The sequence below is a fragment of the Burkholderia sp. MBR-1 genome (assembly GCF_013822785.1).
GTDB lineage: Bacteria > Pseudomonadota > Gammaproteobacteria > Burkholderiales > Burkholderiaceae > Burkholderia > Burkholderia vietnamiensis.
The window spans coordinates 1,029,284-1,046,405 of the sequence record NZ_CP053611.1; the positions used below are offsets into that span (position 1 = coordinate 1,029,284).

Below are 17,122 nucleotides of genomic sequence, written 5' to 3' on the forward strand. Positions count from 1 at the left end.
ACGCATTGTTTTATAAAGATAATCAATCTGTTTTGCCACGCTAAATCTGCCCCATATCCATATACCTTTTCGCCACAATGCGTCCCAAAACCAGCTACCTATGCGCCAGATCAATCGAATCCGGCACGGGTCTTGCCCAGCTCAAAGGTAACCGTTCATGGGAAACAGGCATGCAGAAAGCTACCCGCGGACCCAAATCGTGGTGCCTTGCAGCACTGGTCCGTTACCTCCCATAAAACGCTACCTTTGCCGAACCCCATGGAAGGCTACCTATCAAGACCGGCCACCGTCGTGCTTTTCGAAGGCAGCGTAAATTCTGTGCGAAGATCGACCCATAAACGGCTACCTTCGAATGCCCCCATAGGAGGTTACCCATGGTGGCTATCGAGCCGGTGGGCGGGCACAGCCTTGTTTAAGATTCCAGGGAAATCGTCGGTGACACCAGTAGTACGCCCCATAACCGGCTACCTTAACGTCGCCCTATAAATGGCTACCTTAGAGAAAACGACCTTGCTCTCCCGTCGCAGCGGTCCGAGCAACTAGCTCCCATAGCCGGCAACCAAAGAGTGTCCCCATAGACTGCTACCTGAGGTACTTCTGCGTAGAAATCCCATAACAGGCTACGCGTGCCCCATATCCACAACCCTAACTTCCCACAGCACGGTACCCGATTCCCCAAATCCACAGACCTGACACCCCATACACTTCCGCCTGTGCTCCCATAAATGGGTACCGAACCCCCCTCAAACCCTTGTGCAATAAGGCTGTGAGCCGGCTAAAAGTAGTTAAAGAAGTAAACGTCGTTTACCAAAGATGTAAACACACGCGTGCCTGTGAGAAAAACCAACCCCCATAAACCGCTACCAATAGGCGCTCTCGGGCAAGGAACCGCACGAAATGTTCTCGCGTTGCCCTCGGCAATGACCGTTTGCCGCCTCGTTCTACTGCGAGGCCACGCCTGACACGGGTTTCCAAAGGGGTGAGTACACACTCACAGCGATGGAAACGTAGCAACTTATGGGATGGAATAGCGGCTTCACGGCCAAAGGTTCCCCCCTATGGGATCGTATAAGGGCTGACGATGCCGAGCGCTTTGCCGAGTATTGGGCGTGCCGAGCAGCTGAGCCTTCCTGCGGCGCGCATCACTTTTGACGCGGCGGTGGAGGAAAATCGCCCGAATCGAGACTTGCGTAGTGTGTTGTGCGTCAGACGTGCCCCTTTCCTGAAAAAGTCGCCCGGAGTCATAGCCGCGCTGTCCCGCGTTTTCGGCGCCCCTACCTGCCCACTATGGAAGCGCCTCCTGTGATGCTTGCCTCACGCAGCCTCACAACTTTCTACCTTTCGACTAGCCGGCACAGTGAGGTTCGGCGCACCACATGGCGGCGATCAACGGCACCAGCGAGAGCGCCCGCGCGTTGCTGCAGAGCTCGACCTGGGCTCGTCGACCGTGCACCTTTTTCGATACCACTGCTGAACGGCGGTGGAATCGTGGAAGGCGGCATCTGTGGGATCCCCCAGGCCATAGTGGCGTGAACAACGCGCCAGGTTGCGCTGACCCAGCACTGAGTCGCGGCTATTAAAAGCGCGACCACAGCCAGGACATGCGGGCGAGATGCCGATCGAACCTTCAAACTGTGCCGTCGACCTCGACGCCATAGCGGCCCCAACACCTGATGCATCCCGACGAAGCGCGCAGACAGGTCACCGGATACCCTGGCGTTGGGTGACCAATCGTCCACCGCGTATGGGAGTGTCAGACGCAGCGCCGCGTACCTATCCCGGACACACCGTGGTCGTTTATGGGGCAAATGAATGGATATAAAACGGAACGACACCGAATAACGGCGCGGCGGAGAGTCCGCCCGCACAGCCATCGACGTCGATGACAAACCCACACTTGACCGGCCCCCACATCGCGCTACGCGCGTGACGCTATTCCCGAGGTGGCGGTGAGCGAAGCACCAAAACGGAGCATCGGAACTTGAAGCGCATCGTATGGCGGAAACGCATCGGGCCGGCCACACGCTCGTCGCGACGTCGAAGCCTAAGATCGCCGACACACGCTGACGGCAACCACGATTGTGGCGTCTCCTCGACATCCCGACGAATGTCGCGACGATAGCGCCACCTTTTCCGCAACCCGGTTATGATGTTCGGGCCCTGTTCGAAATATGAAGACGACCAGGGGCAGGGGCGGTATCTCGATGTACTTCACTCCGTGACCAATCACAAAAGAGAGTTCAGTGATGCGAATCCAGATCAAAAAGCTCGCACTGGCTGCTTCGGCGGCTGCTTTCCTCCTCGGCTCGACCGCGCCGGTATTCGCGCAGACCGATGCCAGCGCACCGGCCGCATCCACCGCGTCGGATGCCAAGGCCGCGAAGCACGAGGCGCGCAAGGCTGCCCGCGCAAAACGCAAGGCCGAACGCAAGGCGGCACGCGCGAAAAACACAGCTGAGCTGAAGAAGCTCGAAGCCGCTGGTTACAAGCCGGCAGCCAACGATCCGAACTATCCGCAGAACCTGCAGAACGCGCAGAAGAAAGCAGCCGAGGCGGCTGGCGCAAGCCAATAAGCGTTATCTGGCGACAAGCCCTGCTCGAACCGGGGTTTGTCGCTCGCGCATGCACAAATGAATGCGCGTCATCCAGTCATCATATGAGTTCGTCTACAGCTGAATTGATTCGTTGTCCTTGGTGATTGAGGTGCAATGATCGTCAGGGTACGTTTCGGCCAACACCGCCATTCGCCTATTCCCAGACGGTTCACTTAGTCAGTGCATCTGACATGATCAGCTGCGCGTTTCCGCGCGCACCACGTTTCCCACCGATTTCAACCAACCCGTGAATGCGCGCACGGATTCATCCTTCGCACGCGCGGTCGGCACGTAAGTGAAGTAGCGCCACGCCGGCAGCGCCGGCTCGCTGAATGGCTGCACCAAACGCCCTTCGGCGATGTCGTCGGCGACGAGCGCGATCGGCCCCATCGCGACGCCGAGGCCGTCGAGCGCACCTTGCAGCGTCAGATAGAAGTGCTCGAGCGTGAGCGAGTGCCGCGGAACCAGATCTGCATGGCCCGCCGCCGCGAGCCACTCGGGCCACATGCCGGGATAGGTTGCCGCATGCAGCAGCGTGAAGCCAGCAAGGTCCGCCGGTGTGCGCAGTTGCCGGCTGTCGAGCAGTTTCGGCGCGCACACCGGCAGCCGGACTTCGGACAGGAATTCCTCGGCGACGTAACCGTCGATCGTCTGCGGGCCGCCTCGGACGATCAGATCGACCTTGTCCCGCAACTTCTCGATCGGCTCGTTCGATGTAGACAGGCGCACCTCGATGGTTGGATGAGCAACCTGGAACGACGACAGCTTCGGCACGAGCCAACGCAGCGAGAACGTCGCCGGCGCGTTGACGCGTAGTACGCGCTGCTGCCCCGCGCCGAATTGCTGCGCAGTCGCGAGCGCGATCCGGTCCAACGCGGCGCCCACTTCAGCGAGATACGCGCGCCCCGCATCCGTGAGCTCGACGCGCCGATTGTGCCGGACGAATAGAGGCCGGCCGAGCCATGCCTCCAGTTGCTGCACATGGCGGCTGATTGCACCGTGCGTCACGCACAGTTCGTCGGCGGCCGACGTGAAACTGCCGAGTCGCGCCGCGGCTTCGAATGCGCGCAATGAATTCAACGGTGGGAGTCGCCGGGCCATTTATCCAGATCTGTGAGATTTCCTCACGCGAATTATCAGTTTTAATCGTTTGATCGCGCAAGCGGGACTGCGCCACTATTGCGTTCAAGCGGCCGGTGGCCGGCGTATATGTCTGGATTTATCACATGGAGGATCGGCCATGCCGAACGTGGTGGTGGTGGGCGCGCAATGGGGCGACGAAGGCAAGGGCCGCGTCGTGGACTGGCTCGCGGCGCAGGCGGATCTCGTCGCACGCTATAACGGCGGCCACAACGCGGGGCACACGCTGGTCGTCGGCGGGAAAACGTACAAGCTTGCACTGCTGCCGAGCGGCATCGTACGCGGCAAGCGCGGCGTGATCGGTAACGGCGTGGCGCTCGATCCGGAGGCGCTGCTGGCCGAGATCGCGCGGATGGCCGAACTCGGCGTGTCGGTGACGCCCGACAATCTGTCGATCGCGGAGAACGCGACACTCGTCCTGCCGATTCACCGCGCAATCGACGAGGCGCAGGAGCGCCTGCGACGCGAGCCGATCGGCACGACGCTGCGGGGAATCGGGCCGGCCTACGAGGACAAGGTCGGCCGCCGCGCGCTGCGCGTCGCCGATCTCGCGGAACCGGACCGGCTTGCCGACAAACTCGACGTACTGGTCGACCACCACAACGCGTGGTTTCGCGGCCTCGGGCTCGCGCCACGCTCGCGCGACGCGATGCTGGCGACGCTGGTCGAGCTCGCGCCGAAGATCCTGCCGTTCGTGCGACCCGTATGGGCCGAACTGAACGACGCTCACGCGCGCGGCGAACGCATCCTGTTCGAAGGTTCGCAGGCCGTGATGCTCGACATCGACTGGGGAACCTATCCGTTCGTGACCTCGTCCGGCACGATTGCGTCGGCGGCTGCGGCCGGCACCGGCCTCGGTGCGTCGAAGCTCGGCCACGTGCTAGGCGTGACGAAGGCCTATGCGACACGGGTCGGCGGCGGCCCGTTCCTCACCGAACTCGGCGACGCGACCGGCGAGCGATTGCGTGCCCGCGGTCGGGAATTTGGTGTCAACACGGGCCGGCCACGTCGTTGCGGATGGCTCGACGCAGCGCAGTTGCGTCAGGCCGTTTGCGTATCCGGCATCGATTCGCTCGCGCTCACGAAGCTCGATGTGCTCGACGGCTTCGAGTCGATCGCGCTGTGCGTCGGCTACGAAGTCGACGGCGCCCGCATCGCTCACCTGCCCACGAGCCTCGATGCGCAGTTGCGAGTCCGGCCGATCTACGAGGAATTCGCCGGCTGGGACGGCACGGTGAAAGGCGTACGTGAGCGTACGGCATTACCGCATGCCGCGCAGGCTTTCATCGAGCGGGTCGAGGAGGTCGCGGGCGCGCCGGTGTCGATGATCACGACCGGCGCCGAGCGCGACGACACGATCGTGCTGAGCAATCCGTTCGACTTCGAACGCGCCTGAGTGCGACGCTGCATGGCGTGCGTGAAGTGATGGCCGCGCCGCGCGCCCACCTGCTGCGGAGCCGGCTCACGGTTGGTCGTCGACGTCGGTGGCCGCGCGCGAACCGCGTTCCCCGCGCGTGCCTGCTGCAAGCTGGACACGTCTGCACTGCTGCGGTACTGTTCCGCACGATTCGCGCCAGCCCGTGCCGTGCCGGAGAGGGCGCTGCTGCGACGCGATTTCAATCCCGGAGACAGGCCGATGGACACGTTACAGATGATGCGCATTTTCGTCCGGGTGGCGGAGGAGGGCAGCTTTACGAGCGCGGCCCAGCGGCTCGACATCACGACTGCATACGCGTCGCGCTCGGTCGCACAACTCGAAACTCATCTGCGCACGCGCCTGCTCAACCGCAGCACGCGCCGCATCGCGTTGACCGATGCGGGGCAGCGTTACCTCGATCGCTGCCAGCGCATTCTCGGCTATATCGACGAAGCGGAGGCCGAGGCGGCAGACGCCCAGGTGAAACCCTCCGGCCGCCTGCATGTGCACGCGACGACGAGTTTCGGTCAGGCGTACCTGGTGCCGGCGGTGGTGCGCTACCGGCAGCGCTATCCGTCGGTGGCGGTGGAACTCACGCTGTCGCAGCATGTGCCCGATATCATCGACGAAGGCTACGACGTATCGCTGCAATTGAGCACGACGGAACTGCCCGATTCGGGCCTGATCTCGCAGCGGCTCGGCGATGTGCACAGCGTGCTGTGCGCGGCGCCGGCGTATCTGAAGGAGCACGGTACGCCGCGCACGGTACGCGATCTCGAATCGCATGCTTGCCTGCAGATCGTCACGCCGATATTTCCGCGCGATCGCTGGCATCTCGACGGCCCCGACGGACGCGAAACATTCGAGCTGCCGACGTCCGATTTCCAGGTCAATATCGCCGAGGCGCTCGGCGCCGCACTGCGTGCAGGCCTCGGGATCGGCTCGTTGCCGATGTCGACCGCAGTGCCCGCACTGGCGAGCGGTGCGCTGGTGCGCGTGCTGCCCGAGTATCGGCTGCAGAAGCTGACCGTCTACACGCTCTATGCATCGCGCCAGTATCTCGATGCGAAGATCCGGACGTTCGTCGAGTTCCTGCGGGAATGCGTTCCCGAAATGCTGGCAGCCGATGAAGCGGCGCTGCGCGGGACCTGCGTGTCCTGAGCGATATTCGGCGCTGACGTGGCGTGCTTGGTGCGCGACAGTTGCAACGGTCAGGAAATGGCGTCGTTCGCGATGTGTTCTGCGAAGTTGATGCCCGCCATTAGAGCAGCCATCGTATAAGACGCTCTGCCGGCATTGACGCGTAGCGTCGAGCGTCAACGATTTCGGCCAGCGTGCCGATGAGGCGGTGGTGGGTAATGCGGGACGGCGCGCCCGCGGTCCCGCATGCACTCCTGTAAACGGACAACGCCACGGAGTTGATCCGTGGCGTTTCGTTTTCAAGCGCAGCAGCAGCAACGCCGGTCAGCGGATCACTTGCTCCAGAGCGTGCGTCCGAAGAACGTCAGCGTCCGATCCCATGCGATCTGCGACCACACCGGATCGAATTGCGTACCGCCGATGCGGCCCGGACCGACCGCCGTCTCGTTTGCAAACGCATGGTGCGCGAGATAGCGGTGGAATTCGATGCCGACGTTCGCGTCCGTCAGCTTCTTCTCCAGCGCGTCGACCTGGTCGATCTTGAAGAAGTCGTCCTGCGTCCCCCAATGGCCCATCAACGGCACCTTGATCTTCGACGCATCGAGGTAGTCGAGCGGCGGGAAGCCGTACCACGTGACGCCGGCATCAGCATCGGCAAACTGCAGCGACAGCAACGTCAGCGCACCGCCCATGCAGAAACCGGTGACCGCCACACGCGACGCGCGCGTCTTCAGGTATTGCACCGCACCCGGAATGTCCTGCGAAGCTGCATCGCCGAAGTCGAGCCCCGTCATCAAGTGGTGCGCTTCTTCCTCCTCGACGGTCGACTTGCCGCGGTACAGATCGGGCACCAGCGCGACGTAGCCGCAGCGGGCGAGGCGATCGGCTACACCGCGGATCTGGTCATTCAAGCCCCACCACTCCTGAATGACGACGACCGCGGGCGCGCCTTCGGTCTTTTCCGGGGTGGCCAAGTAGCCTTGCAGTTCCTGGCCGTCCGGACGGCGAAACGTGATCATGGAACCGGATGTTTGAGACATGAAACCGCTCCTTTGCGAGAAATGCGATGAATGCGGCATCGGGCGGCCAGCGAGTGCAGAGTGTCCGGAGACTCGCGGTTCGGTTGCATTCGCTTCGGCCGGCGCCGACCACGCGGCCATTCTATGCGCAAAAGGAGGCACGCTGCGTGACGCGACGACTGCCGGTCCGTGCGTCGCGTTGCATGCAAATAGGAGCCGCGGGAATGCAATACCCGCCTCGATGAACGGCGGCGGGGTGGCGCGCAGGCTCGGCGCGTCGCGCTTATTGACCGAAGTAGATCGACTCGCGAGCGTCCTGCTTGATCGCAACGACCCGGCCGGCACGTACACCGGCACCGGCCTGAGCACCGTAACCCGTTGTGTCGTTGTTCGTCATACGGGCTTGGGCAGCTTGCAGCGCGTTCGGGTAGTGGGCGTCTGAAAGTTCGGGCTTGTATCCGGCCTGTTCGAGTTGGATCAGTTCAGCGCGGACTTGCTCGCGCGTCAACTGGCCGGACGAATTCGACTGTGCGAGCGCGGCAGCGGATGCGGACAGCGCGGTAGCAGCGGCAATTGCGTAGATAAAGGACTTCATGGTGACCTCCGGTTCTCGTAGATTTCGCGCTTCGCTGGTTGCGTCAAGCGGTGGATTGCATCGTAGCGAGCGAGATACTGGTCGGAAATACGCGTTCCGGCGAATAATTGTTGCAACTGAGTAAACGGTCGGCGGGAGATGCCGTTTGGTGGGGGCGGGGCCGTTGTACTAAATTGATGGCGATGCGGCATCGGACGGACGCCGGAGATCTCTTATTCGAATAGGAACGCTAACTGTAGAGCGAAACTAGGTAGTCGTTACCTTGCGGCTCATGTCCACCGTTGCACCTTCATGGATCTGCCAGAACTTTCAGATGCACCATCGCGCCCAGCAGATCATTCACGTGAAGGCTCGATCAAGTCCGCTTCAGGCGCGTAGTCGCGGCGAACCCGTATATATCAATGCTGCGCGAGCATGCGACCACGCTGTCTTCGAGCGGAGGCATCTTCTGGACGCTTATGGGGAATTCGCCATCTGTCCTGTGCGAATCTGTGTTGCCAAAGTGAAGATCGCCGGCCCTTCAACGTGGTTGCGTGAACGAATCCGACGACGTGGTCGCAGTAAAGACCCAACCGACGGCCGGATTTCGACAGCGAATGACCGGCGAACCTTCGTTGCGCCCCAACCTGCGGACGTGCCAGCCCGGCGTGCACCGACGGTACACCATCGGAAAATTTGTCACGTGACAACCGTATGACGTTTCGCTCGACTTTATATACTGAACGAACCAGCCGCCACTTCCCGGCCGGTCCCGGCCATAAATACAGCGACAGCGCCAGTAGTCAACGAACGGCACAACCCTTCCTCCCGGTAACATCCGCTCCAAGCCTTCGGCAAAACGCCTATAATATTTGGGCAAATTGCCGGAGCACACCCATGAGCACAATCGCGTTCCATCCGTCGGGCATTGCCCATCCGCGCCAGGCCGAATTTACGATCCTGGAGCAGTTGCTCGCGATTCGCGTCCGCTCCGGAGCCGATCTCGCCGATCTGGCGAACGCACGTGTCGATGTCGCGGTGATTGATCGACTCTCGGAGCGTGGTTTGAAATCCGACGAACTCGCGTTCATCATCCCGCGTCGCACATTGAGTCATCGTCGCCAGGCGCACGAGCGCCTGTCACCCGAGGAATCGGACAAGGCGATCCGGCTCGCGCGGATCGTTGCGCAGGCGACGGCCACGTTCGGCGATGCGGACAAGGCGATGGCATGGCTGCGCAACGGGCTTCAGCGCTTCGGCGGCCGCACGTCGCTCGACATGTCGAGCACCGAGCACGGTGCGCGGCTCGTCGAAGAACTCCTTACGCAGATCGACGAAGGATACTTCGCTTGACGACGCTCTGGCGGATCAGCAACTACGCTGACCTCAAAGGCGTCGGCGGATTGCGGGCCGGCGGGCGCTGGCACTTCGCCGGACAGCCCGTCGTCTACCTCGCCGAGCATCCGGCGCTTGCGCTGCTCGAGACCCTCGTTCACTTCGAAATCGCCACCGTCGCGCAGTTGCCCAGCGGATACCAGCTTCTCCGCATCGAGGCGTCTGAATCGGTCGACGTTGCCGAGATTTCCGAAGGGGACGCGCCTGCCGACTGGCGTGAGAACGTCGACTGGACGCGCAGCGCCGGCACCGAGTGGTTGCAGACGCAACCAAGCGCGTTGCTGCGCGTGCCGAGCGTCGTCGTCCCGCATGCGCACAACTTTCTGCTGAATCCGCTGCATCCGGCCGCATCCGACGTGCGGATCGCGGAAGTCATGCAGTCGCCGTACGACAGGCGCATTCTGCATCTGGTCCAGACCACTCGACGCGACTAGCGTCCGCTGCGCACTGTCGAGCGTGTCGCGCCGATCACCGCTCGTGCGCGGCGCGATCCGCCGCTGCGTCGGGCGCGAGAGTCCGGCCGATTCGCGTGACCGTTCTTGCGCTGCTCAGGCCGAGCAGCGCGCTGACATCGGCATGCGATCGGCCGTCGAGCAACTGGCGACGCGCATACGTATTGCGCAGTACGCGCGGCCCGAGATCGGTTGCGTGAAAGCCGATCGCTTTCAGCGCGTCGCGCACGACCATCAGCAGGAACATGTCGTTCATCGCAGCGCCGCGTCGCGGAGCAGGAAAGAGCAACGTGGAGGCCGGCGCATCAACGGACATCGCGCACCACGCGCCGAGCGGCGCAACCGCAAACGGCGCGACCGGGATCGTACGCGCGGGCCTCGCATGCGCGCGCGGTACGCTCATCGACGGCGGCCGTGCGTCGAGATCGAGCGCATTGCGCGTCGCCGCACGAATCTCGGCCGACGTGATACCGGTCCCGAGCAGCACTGCAACGATCGCGCGGTTCCGGCACGCGGTGGGCGTATCTCCGGGACGCGGCTGCACGTAGCGCTGCAGCGCCGTGTCGGCTTCGGCCGGCAGATAGCACGGTTCGGGTTCGCCGTCCGGCCATCCTGCGTTGTGCGTCGTCCGGCCAGCCGGATGGATCGTGCGTACATCGGTATCGACGAGATGTCGGCACAGTCTGTCGATCAGCTTCGCGTAGCGCACGCGCGTCGACGTGCCGGGCGCGCAGCTGCGCTCCAGTTCGCTCAAAAACGCCGCCACGTGATCGGCGCCGAACGTGGCGAGCGACACGCGATGCGCGACGAGATGGCGCAAGAACCGCTCGAACATCGCTGTGTGCTGCACGATCGATCGCGGCGCAAACGGACGACGGTCGGCTCCCCTGGCAGCCGTTTGCTGCCACGCGAGAAACGCACCGACGGGGTCGTGAGTCCAGCGATTCGTGTCCATGCCTGATTTATAGCCGTAATGCGGTGCCGGCCGCAATGTTGCCGTCGGCACGTGCAATGCGTTCACGCGTATCGATCGACGTCGAGCGGATTCACGGCAGCTGCTTGCCGCGCAACTTCATATCCGTGGCGCTACACATATGTTTCGGATCACTACGTGAACGGAGAGGTTCGCTATCAGCCAACGGCATCACGTCGTAATCGCCCATGCCCGCGATTGCGGGCCGCCCGATCAGCGGCCCGCCGACATGATTGTCAAACACTGTGAGTCAATCGTCAGCATTTGCAACCGAAGTAACAGTCGCTGCAATTCGGCGGTTTTCGGCGTTGGCATCGCTACATTAGCTCCACCTGCCGCACGTCGCGGCGAGGCATGCGACAAGCCGCGACAGGCGGCCCGCAGCAACAACGTCTTTAGGGAGAATGACCATGAACAAGATTCGTACGATCCTGCTTGGCGCCGCGCTGACGGCAATCGCATCGGCTGCCTTCGCACAAACGGCTCAGACGGGCGCCGCGGGCTCCGCTGGCGTTGGCGCACAAGTTCAGACGCCGTTGCTCGGCGGCGGCGTGGGCGTGCAGGCGGGTGCCGGCGCGAACGCGGCGGGCTCGGGTGCGGGCGCGAGCAATCTCGTCGGCGGGGCGCTGCACGGCGTCGGCAACACGGTCAGCGGCGTGGGCTCGGCCGTGGGCAACGCAGTCGACGGCGCGACGCACGCAGTCGGTTCGGCTGCCGGCTCGGCCAAGGACGCGGCGACATCGGCTGCGCATGCGACCAAGTCGCACGTGAAGCGCGTCGCAAGTTCCGCGAAGAGCCACGCGCAAGGTGCGGTCTCGACGGCCGGCGACGTCGCCGGCGAAGCGAAGGCAAAGGCCGGCGAAGCGCTCGAAGGTGCGGCGAACCCGGTACAGGGCGGCGCATCGGTCGGATTGAAGGGCTCGGCGTCGGCGCAAGGCGGTGCGCTGTAAGCAGAACGCTTTGAGCGAACACGCGGCCCGCTTCGATTCGGGCCGCGATTGAGCAGAGCCATCGAACTCGATGGAAGCAGCCCGGTCACCTATGTGACCGGGCTGCGTCATTTTATGGAGATAGGCGCTGCCGTCAGCGCTCGCACGCGAATCTAGTCGTTCGAGTCGTTTCGCAAACGATCCGGCTGACCTTAGGCCGATTGATTCGCCGCGGGCGGTCCGCGTCGGGATGCCGATCGCCAGCGCGCCATGCTTAAATAGCGAGGCAAGCTCGCCGCTGCGGGCAAAGCGGGTACAACGATCACCATCGTGACGCATGACTCCGGGCCTCCACACCGATTTCACCTTGCTGCACCGCGACGCACGTCGAACCCCGCGCACGGCGCAAATGTGTGGGCAGCTTCGCCAGTCGACAGCGAAACATCGCACGACGCCATGATGCATCGCGTCTACCATGCTTCGACCAGCACGTTTGTCGAGCCGGAGCCACCACGCGCTTGCCGGCGTTCCGGGCCCGGCACATGCCGCGCACCCGCTTTCGGGTACCATCCCGCCCGCAGGGCGACGCCCTCGCAGCGGTTGTGACGCGCATCGCCCCATCGACGGTGCGAGCTTCGTTCAGCGCGCAATCGCCGCGGCATCGCCCATCGTCATGAACCAGAGGATTCTTCGTGAAGTTCATCCACGCGGCAGACATTCACCTCGACAGCCCGTTGCACGGCCTGAGCGCCTATCCCGACGCGCCGGCTGCGCAATTGCGCAACGCCTCGCGCGAAGCGTTGCGGCAACTCGTCGATCGAGCGATCGAAGAGGAAGTCGCCTTCCTCGTGATCGCGGGCGACCTCTACGACGGCGACTGGAAGGATCACAACACCGGCATCTTCTTCGGGCAGCAGATGGGGCGCTTGCGCAAGGAAGGCATTCGCGCATTCGTGCTCGGCGGCAATCACGATGCCGAAAGCGAGATGACGAAGAAACTGACGTTGCCCGACAACGTGACGGTGTTCGGCCACCGCAAGCCAGAAACTTTCCGGCTGCCGGAATTCGACGTGGCGCTGCACGGGCAGAGCTTCAAGGACAAGGCTGTCGTCGACAATCTCGCGATCGGCTATCCGGACCCGGTGCCCGGCCATTACAACATCGGCGTGCTGCACACGGCGCTCGAAGGCTATGCCGCGCACGCGAACTATGCGCCGTGCACGCTCGCCGAGCTGCATGCGAAGGGCTACGACTACTGGGCGCTCGGTCATGTGCATGAATTTCAGCAATGGTCGGAGCCCTCGACCATCGTGTTTCCCGGCAACCTGCAGGGCCGCCACATCCGCGAGACGGGCCGCCGCGGCGCGGTGCTCGTGACGGTCGAACAGGGCCGCACGCAGGTCGAGCGTCTGTATCTCGACGTGCTGCGCTGGGAAGCCGTATCGGTCGACGCGTCCGAGTGCCTCACCGTCGCCGATCTGTCGAAGAGAATCGGCCAGTCGCTGGACGCGCTGCTGAGCGTCGACGCACACGTGCCGCGTGCGGTGCGCGTCACCGTCACCGGCCGTACACCGGCGCACGGCCTGTTTTTCGGCCGGGCGCCGCAGTTGCGCGCCGAGGTGCTGAACCAGATCGGCATCGTCGGCAACGATCGACTGTGGCTGGAGAAGGTCCGGCTCGCGACGTCCGCGCCGGAGCAGCAGAAGGGCGACCGGGAGCAGTTCGAAGCGCTCGAGGATCTGAAGCAGATCCTCGCCGACGCCGCGCACGATCCGGATTTCCTGGCGCTGCTCGAACGCGACCTCAAGCCGTTCGTCGGCAAGGTGCGCAGCGACGTGAAGGAAGAGGTGCCGCTGCTGACGATGGCGCGCGCCGGCGAACTCACGGCGCTCGTCGAGCAGGTCGGTCCCGCGTTGCTCGCGCGGCTCGCGACGGGGGAATAAGCGATGCGCATCAACCAACTCGATCTGATCCGGTACGGCAAGTTCACCGACGAAACATTGCGCTTTCCGGCAGCCGGCCAGGATTTCCACGTGATCGTCGGGCCGAACGAAGCCGGCAAGTCGACGATCCGGACCGCCGTGTCGGAATTGCTGTTCGGAATGAAATTGCAGACGCCGCTCGACTTTCTGCACGCGACGCCCGACCTGCGGATCGGCGGCGTGCTGGAGGGCAACGCAGGCACGCTCGCGTTTCATCGCGCACGCGGGCGCAGCTCGTTGCGCACGCCTGCCGACGACAAACTGCCCGACGATTACCTCGCGGCGATTCTCGATGGCGCGACGCGCGAATTCTTCGAGCAGATGTTCGGGCTCGACCATGGGCGCCTCGTCGACGGCGGCCGGAGCATTCTCGATGCGTCCGACAAGCTCGGACAGGTGCTGTTCGAGTCGGCGGCCGGCGTCGGCACGCTCGGGCCCGTGCGCGAGGAGCTCGACGCGCGGGCGGCCGAGCTGTGGGCGCCCCGACGCAGCGGCAGTGCGTTCGCACTGGCCGAGACTTCATACAACGATGCGGTCGGCGAACTGAAGGCGGTTCAGGTGCGCACGCGCGACTGGGTCGAGCGCAAGGAGGCGCGCGACGCGATCGAGCACGAGATCGACCAGGCGCGTGCCGAGCAGCGTCGTCTCGAAACGCTGCGCTCGAAGCTCGAACGCGTGCGGCGGTTGGCGCCGTACCTGAAGGAATTGACCTTCAAGGATGCGGCGCTCGCGGAACTGGGCGCCGTCGTCGAACTGCCGCCCAGCGCGTACGCGGACTTGCTGAAAGCGCAAGGCGATCTGGCTGCCGAGCAGAAGGTGCTCGAAGAGCGTCGCGCGGACCTGCTCGCGAAACGGCAGGCGCGCGACGCGATCGTTCCCGATGCCGACGCGCTCGCGCTCGCTGGCGACATCGAAGCGCTCGACCGCTTGCGCGGCGCCTGCATGAACCACGCGCAGGATCTGCTGCTGCTCGGCGCCGACGTCGAGCGGCATCTGTCCGCGGCAGCGGCCGCCGCCGCGCAGCTCGGCTGGCCCACCGACGAGCCGTCGCTGCGCGCGGCGTTGCCGACAGCGCTGTCGCTGAAGACGGTCGCGAACCTGTTGCGCGACCACGGCGCGCTGCATCAGGCGCTGAGCGGCGCACGCGAGTCGCTCGACGAGCGCACGCGCGAACTCGCGCACGCGCAGGAACAACTGGCGCGCGTGTCCACCGTCGATGTGCCGCAGGCACTTCGCACCGCGCTTGCCGATGCGCAGGGTTTGCGCGGCAGCGCTCAGCGGGAACAGGCGCTCGAACGCGACATCGCGGCCGCCGAACGCACGCTCGCCGACGCGCTCGATGCGCTCGGCCAGTGGCGCCGGCCGGTCGATGCGCTGCGGGTGCTCGATGTGCCGTCGGCCGCGCGGCTCGGCGTGCTGCTGAACGAAGCCAGCGAGCGCGCGAGTGCGGCGGCAGCCGCGCGCGATGCACGCGACGGCGCGCGCGAAGAACTCGAACGGCTCGAACTGCAGGAGCGGCATTTCGCGGAGACGCACAAGGTCGTCACGACCGCGGAGGTGCTGGCCGCACGCGCACGCCGCGACGTCGCATGGGGCGACGTCCGCGACGGCGCGGTCGACCTGGCCATCGGTGCGCCGGCCATCGACGATGCGATCCGCCTGGCCGACGAACTCGTCGACGCCCAGCTCGGCGCCACGCAAGCGGCGGCCGCGCTGCAATCGCTGCGTCAGCAGGTCGAGTCGGCGCGGGCGGTGCTCACGCGCCGGCAAGCGGCGATGGACGAGCGCGAACGTGAGCTCGCCGCGCATCGCAGCGCGTGGGCGGAACTCGCGACGGCGGCCGGCGTACCCGGCATGCCGCTCGCGGCGATGAGCGACTGGCTCGCGAAGCGCGATTCGGTTTTGGCCGCGCAGGTGGAGCTCGACCGTCAGCGCCGCGAGCTCGCGACGATCCGCGATGCGCGCACCGCGACCGAGCACGCGTTGCGTTCGGCGCTGCGCGCCGTATCCCGCGGCAACGACGCCGACGGGTTGGCGGCGCTCGTCGCGATCGCGGAGACATACGTGCAGACGGCCGAAAAGACGCTCGCGCAGAAGGAGAGCCTCGAGGACCGCGTGCGCGAAGCCGACCGCGGCTGCGCGACCGCGCGCTCGCGGGCCGGCCAGGCCGAGACCGCGTATGACGCCTGGCACGCGCAATGGCTCGAGGCGCTTGCCGACGCACAGCTTTCCGCGAGCGCGGGCACGCTGGCCGCCGCGGAAGGTGCGCTCGGGCTCGCGACGACGGTAACGGCCGAACTCGCTGCGGCCGACGCGCCGCGCAACCGGATGGCCGCGATCCGCGCTGAACTCGCTGCGCTCGAGGCAGGTGCGCGCCGGCTCGCGGGCGCGCTCGCGCCGTCATGGCTGGCGAGCGACGACTGGCTGGACGTCGCGCGCCGGTTGACCGTGCGGCTGGCGGCGGCACGGGAAACGGCACGCGCCGTCGATCGCGCCGACGAGGCGGTGACGCAGGCCGACGACAAGGTGGCCGATGCGGCCGCCGCGGTGGCCGGTGCGCAGGCACGCGTTCAGCCGCTGCTGCAGCTGGCGGCAGTCGCGACGATCGATGCGGCGTTGCCGCTGGCCGAGCGCTCGGATCGGCAGCGCGCGCTTCGACAGGCCGTGGACGCCGCGAAGCAAGCGCTGGTGCGCGACGGCGATGGGTTGTCCCAGTCGGCGATCGAGGCGGAAGTCGAGGAGCAGGACATCGCCGACGTGCCCGCGCAGCTCGAAGAAGTGAAGCAGGCGCTCGGCGACATCGGCGCGCGCCTGAACGCGCTCGCCCAGCAACAGGTCGTCGCGCAGCAGGCGTTCGGCGCGATCGACGGACAGGCCAACGCGGCGCTGGCCGAGGCGAAGCGGCAGGAGGCGTTGGCGGCGATGGGCGAGGCAGCCGAGCAGTATCTCGAAGCCGCTACGGCGAGCCGTCTGCTGAAGTGGGCGATCGATCGCTATCGCGACCAGAAGCAGGGGCCGATGCTGCGCCGCGCCGGCGAGATATTCGCGGGGCTCACGCTCGGCGAATTCGCGCGGCTCACCGTCGACACCGAACGGTCGCCGCCCGCGCTGTATGCGCGGCGCACGAAGGGCACGTCGGTGGACGTCGCGGGCCTGAGCGAAGGCACGCGCGACCAGCTGTTCCTCGCGCTGCGGATCGCAGCGCTCGAATTGCAGCTTGCCAGCCGGCCCGGCTTGCCGTTCGTTGCCGACGACCTGTTCATCAACTTCGACGATACGCGTGCGAAGGCCGGGCTCGAGGCGCTGCGCGATCTGTCGACGCGCACGCAGGTGCTGTTCCTCACGCACCACGATCACTTGCTGCCGCTCGTGCGCGACGTGTTCGGCGTGCAGGTGAACGTGGTGGCGTTGCAGCGCGAGGCGGCCGGTGCGTGATGGCGAGCGGCGCGCTACCCGATAGGTGGGAATGGTCGTTGCGGACAGGTAGTATGTGCGGTTGCGAAATGC

13 protein-coding genes are annotated in these 17,122 nt (G+C 65.0%); 8 read left to right on the forward strand and 5 right to left on the reverse strand.

Translation table 11 applies throughout. The features are described 5' to 3' along the window. Positions 1–2,246: 2,246 nt before the first annotated feature. Entirely contained in the window at positions 2,247–2,573 is a 327-nt protein-coding gene (locus tag MBR110_RS28955) for a hypothetical protein (RefSeq protein WP_011879644.1), read from the forward strand. Positions 2,574–2,789: 216 nt separating this feature from the next. Here the strand turns inward: MBR110_RS28955 and gcvA are convergent, their stop codons facing one another. Continuing rightward, positions 2,790–3,695 carry a transcriptional regulator GcvA gene (gene gcvA, locus MBR110_RS28960; RefSeq protein WP_041494333.1) on the reverse strand — a complete coding sequence of 302 codons (906 nt, stop codon included), beginning with the start codon at positions 3,693–3,695 and terminating at the stop codon, positions 2,790–2,792. 139 nt (positions 3,696–3,834) lie between these two features. Between gcvA and MBR110_RS28965 the strand changes: the two genes are divergently transcribed. After that, positions 3,835–5,130: an adenylosuccinate synthase gene (locus MBR110_RS28965; RefSeq protein ID WP_181709808.1), complete on the forward strand. Its 1,296-nt coding sequence runs from the start codon at positions 3,835–3,837 to the stop codon at positions 5,128–5,130. Positions 5,131–5,370: 240 nt separating this feature from the next. Next, a complete protein-coding gene (locus MBR110_RS28970) occupies positions 5,371–6,312 on the forward strand; it encodes a LysR family transcriptional regulator (RefSeq protein WP_014725508.1) in 942 nt (313 codons plus the stop codon). Positions 6,313–6,623: 311 nt separating this feature from the next. Here the strand turns inward: MBR110_RS28970 and MBR110_RS28975 are convergent, their stop codons facing one another. Both MBR110_RS28975 and MBR110_RS28980 read right to left on the reverse strand, forming a co-directional pair. Next, positions 6,624–7,331, reverse strand: a complete 708-nt coding sequence (locus MBR110_RS28975) for a dienelactone hydrolase family protein (RefSeq protein WP_041494334.1) — start codon at positions 7,329–7,331, stop codon at positions 6,624–6,626. A gap of 262 nt (positions 7,332–7,593) precedes the next feature. Next, complete coding sequence (locus tag MBR110_RS28980) at positions 7,594–7,905, reverse strand: DUF4148 domain-containing protein (RefSeq protein ID WP_181709591.1); 312 nt, start codon at positions 7,903–7,905, stop codon at positions 7,594–7,596. 876 nt (positions 7,906–8,781) lie between these two features. Between MBR110_RS28980 and parS the strand changes: the two genes are divergently transcribed. After that, a complete protein-coding gene (gene parS, locus MBR110_RS28985; RefSeq protein ID WP_059461874.1) occupies positions 8,782–9,237 on the forward strand; it encodes a type II RES/Xre toxin-antitoxin system antitoxin in 456 nt (151 codons plus the stop codon). Beyond that, positions 9,234–9,713 carry an RES family NAD+ phosphorylase gene (locus tag MBR110_RS28990; RefSeq protein WP_011879651.1) on the forward strand — a complete coding sequence of 160 codons (480 nt, stop codon included), beginning with the start codon at positions 9,234–9,236 and terminating at the stop codon, positions 9,711–9,713. Before parS ends, MBR110_RS28990 begins: the two co-directional genes overlap by 4 nt. A gap of 34 nt (positions 9,714–9,747) precedes the next feature. Here MBR110_RS28990 and MBR110_RS28995 read toward each other — a convergent pair whose 3' ends face one another. Both MBR110_RS28995 and MBR110_RS29000 read right to left on the reverse strand, forming a co-directional pair. Continuing rightward, positions 9,748–10,686 carry a tyrosine-type recombinase/integrase gene (locus MBR110_RS28995; protein WP_059463356.1) on the reverse strand — a complete coding sequence of 313 codons (939 nt, stop codon included), beginning with the start codon at positions 10,684–10,686 and terminating at the stop codon, positions 9,748–9,750. A 91-nt stretch (positions 10,687–10,777) separates the two neighbouring features. Next, positions 10,778–10,948, reverse strand: a complete 171-nt coding sequence (locus MBR110_RS29000) for a hypothetical protein (protein ID WP_155625399.1) — start codon at positions 10,946–10,948, stop codon at positions 10,778–10,780. Between the two features lie 166 nt (positions 10,949–11,114). Here MBR110_RS29000 and MBR110_RS29005 point away from each other — a divergent pair, with 166 nt between their 5' ends. The 3 genes from MBR110_RS29005 to MBR110_RS29015 all read left to right on the forward strand — a co-directional run bounded on the left by MBR110_RS29005 (position 11,115) and on the right by MBR110_RS29015 (position 17,050). Further along, entirely contained in the window at positions 11,115–11,654 is a 540-nt protein-coding gene (locus MBR110_RS29005; RefSeq protein WP_181709592.1) for a hypothetical protein, read from the forward strand. A 671-nt stretch (positions 11,655–12,325) separates the two neighbouring features. Then, on the forward strand, positions 12,326–13,576 hold the full coding sequence (locus MBR110_RS29010; protein ID WP_126221050.1) for a metallophosphoesterase family protein: 1,251 nt from the start codon (positions 12,326–12,328) through the stop codon (positions 13,574–13,576). A 3-nt stretch (positions 13,577–13,579) separates the two neighbouring features. Continuing rightward, positions 13,580–17,050, forward strand: a complete 3,471-nt coding sequence (locus tag MBR110_RS29015) for an ATP-binding protein (RefSeq protein WP_181709593.1) — start codon at positions 13,580–13,582, stop codon at positions 17,048–17,050. The last annotated feature ends 72 nt before the right edge of the window (positions 17,051–17,122 follow it).

Coding starts and splice junctions, on each gene's coding strand:
- MBR110_RS28955 (WP_011879644.1), top strand. CDS start 2,247: ATGCGAATCCAGATCAAAAAGCTCGCACTGGCTGCTTCGGCGGCTGCT.
- MBR110_RS29005 (WP_181709592.1), top strand. CDS start 11,115: ATGAACAAGATTCGTACGATCCTGCTTGGCGCCGCGCTGACGGCAATC.
- MBR110_RS28970 (WP_014725508.1), top strand. CDS start 5,371: ATGGACACGTTACAGATGATGCGCATTTTCGTCCGGGTGGCGGAGGAG.
- MBR110_RS29015 (WP_181709593.1), top strand. CDS start 13,580: ATGCGCATCAACCAACTCGATCTGATCCGGTACGGCAAGTTCACCGAC.
- parS (WP_059461874.1), top strand. CDS start 8,782: ATGAGCACAATCGCGTTCCATCCGTCGGGCATTGCCCATCCGCGCCAG.
- MBR110_RS28965 (WP_181709808.1), top strand. CDS start 3,835: ATGCCGAACGTGGTGGTGGTGGGCGCGCAATGGGGCGACGAAGGCAAG.
- gcvA (WP_041494333.1), bottom strand. CDS start 3,695: ATGGCCCGGCGACTCCCACCGTTGAATTCATTGCGCGCATTCGAAGCC.
- MBR110_RS28995 (WP_059463356.1), bottom strand. CDS start 10,686: ATGGACACGAATCGCTGGACTCACGACCCCGTCGGTGCGTTTCTCGCG.
- MBR110_RS28975 (WP_041494334.1), bottom strand. CDS start 7,331: ATGTCTCAAACATCCGGTTCCATGATCACGTTTCGCCGTCCGGACGGC.
- MBR110_RS28980 (WP_181709591.1), bottom strand. CDS start 7,905: ATGAAGTCCTTTATCTACGCAATTGCCGCTGCTACCGCGCTGTCCGCA.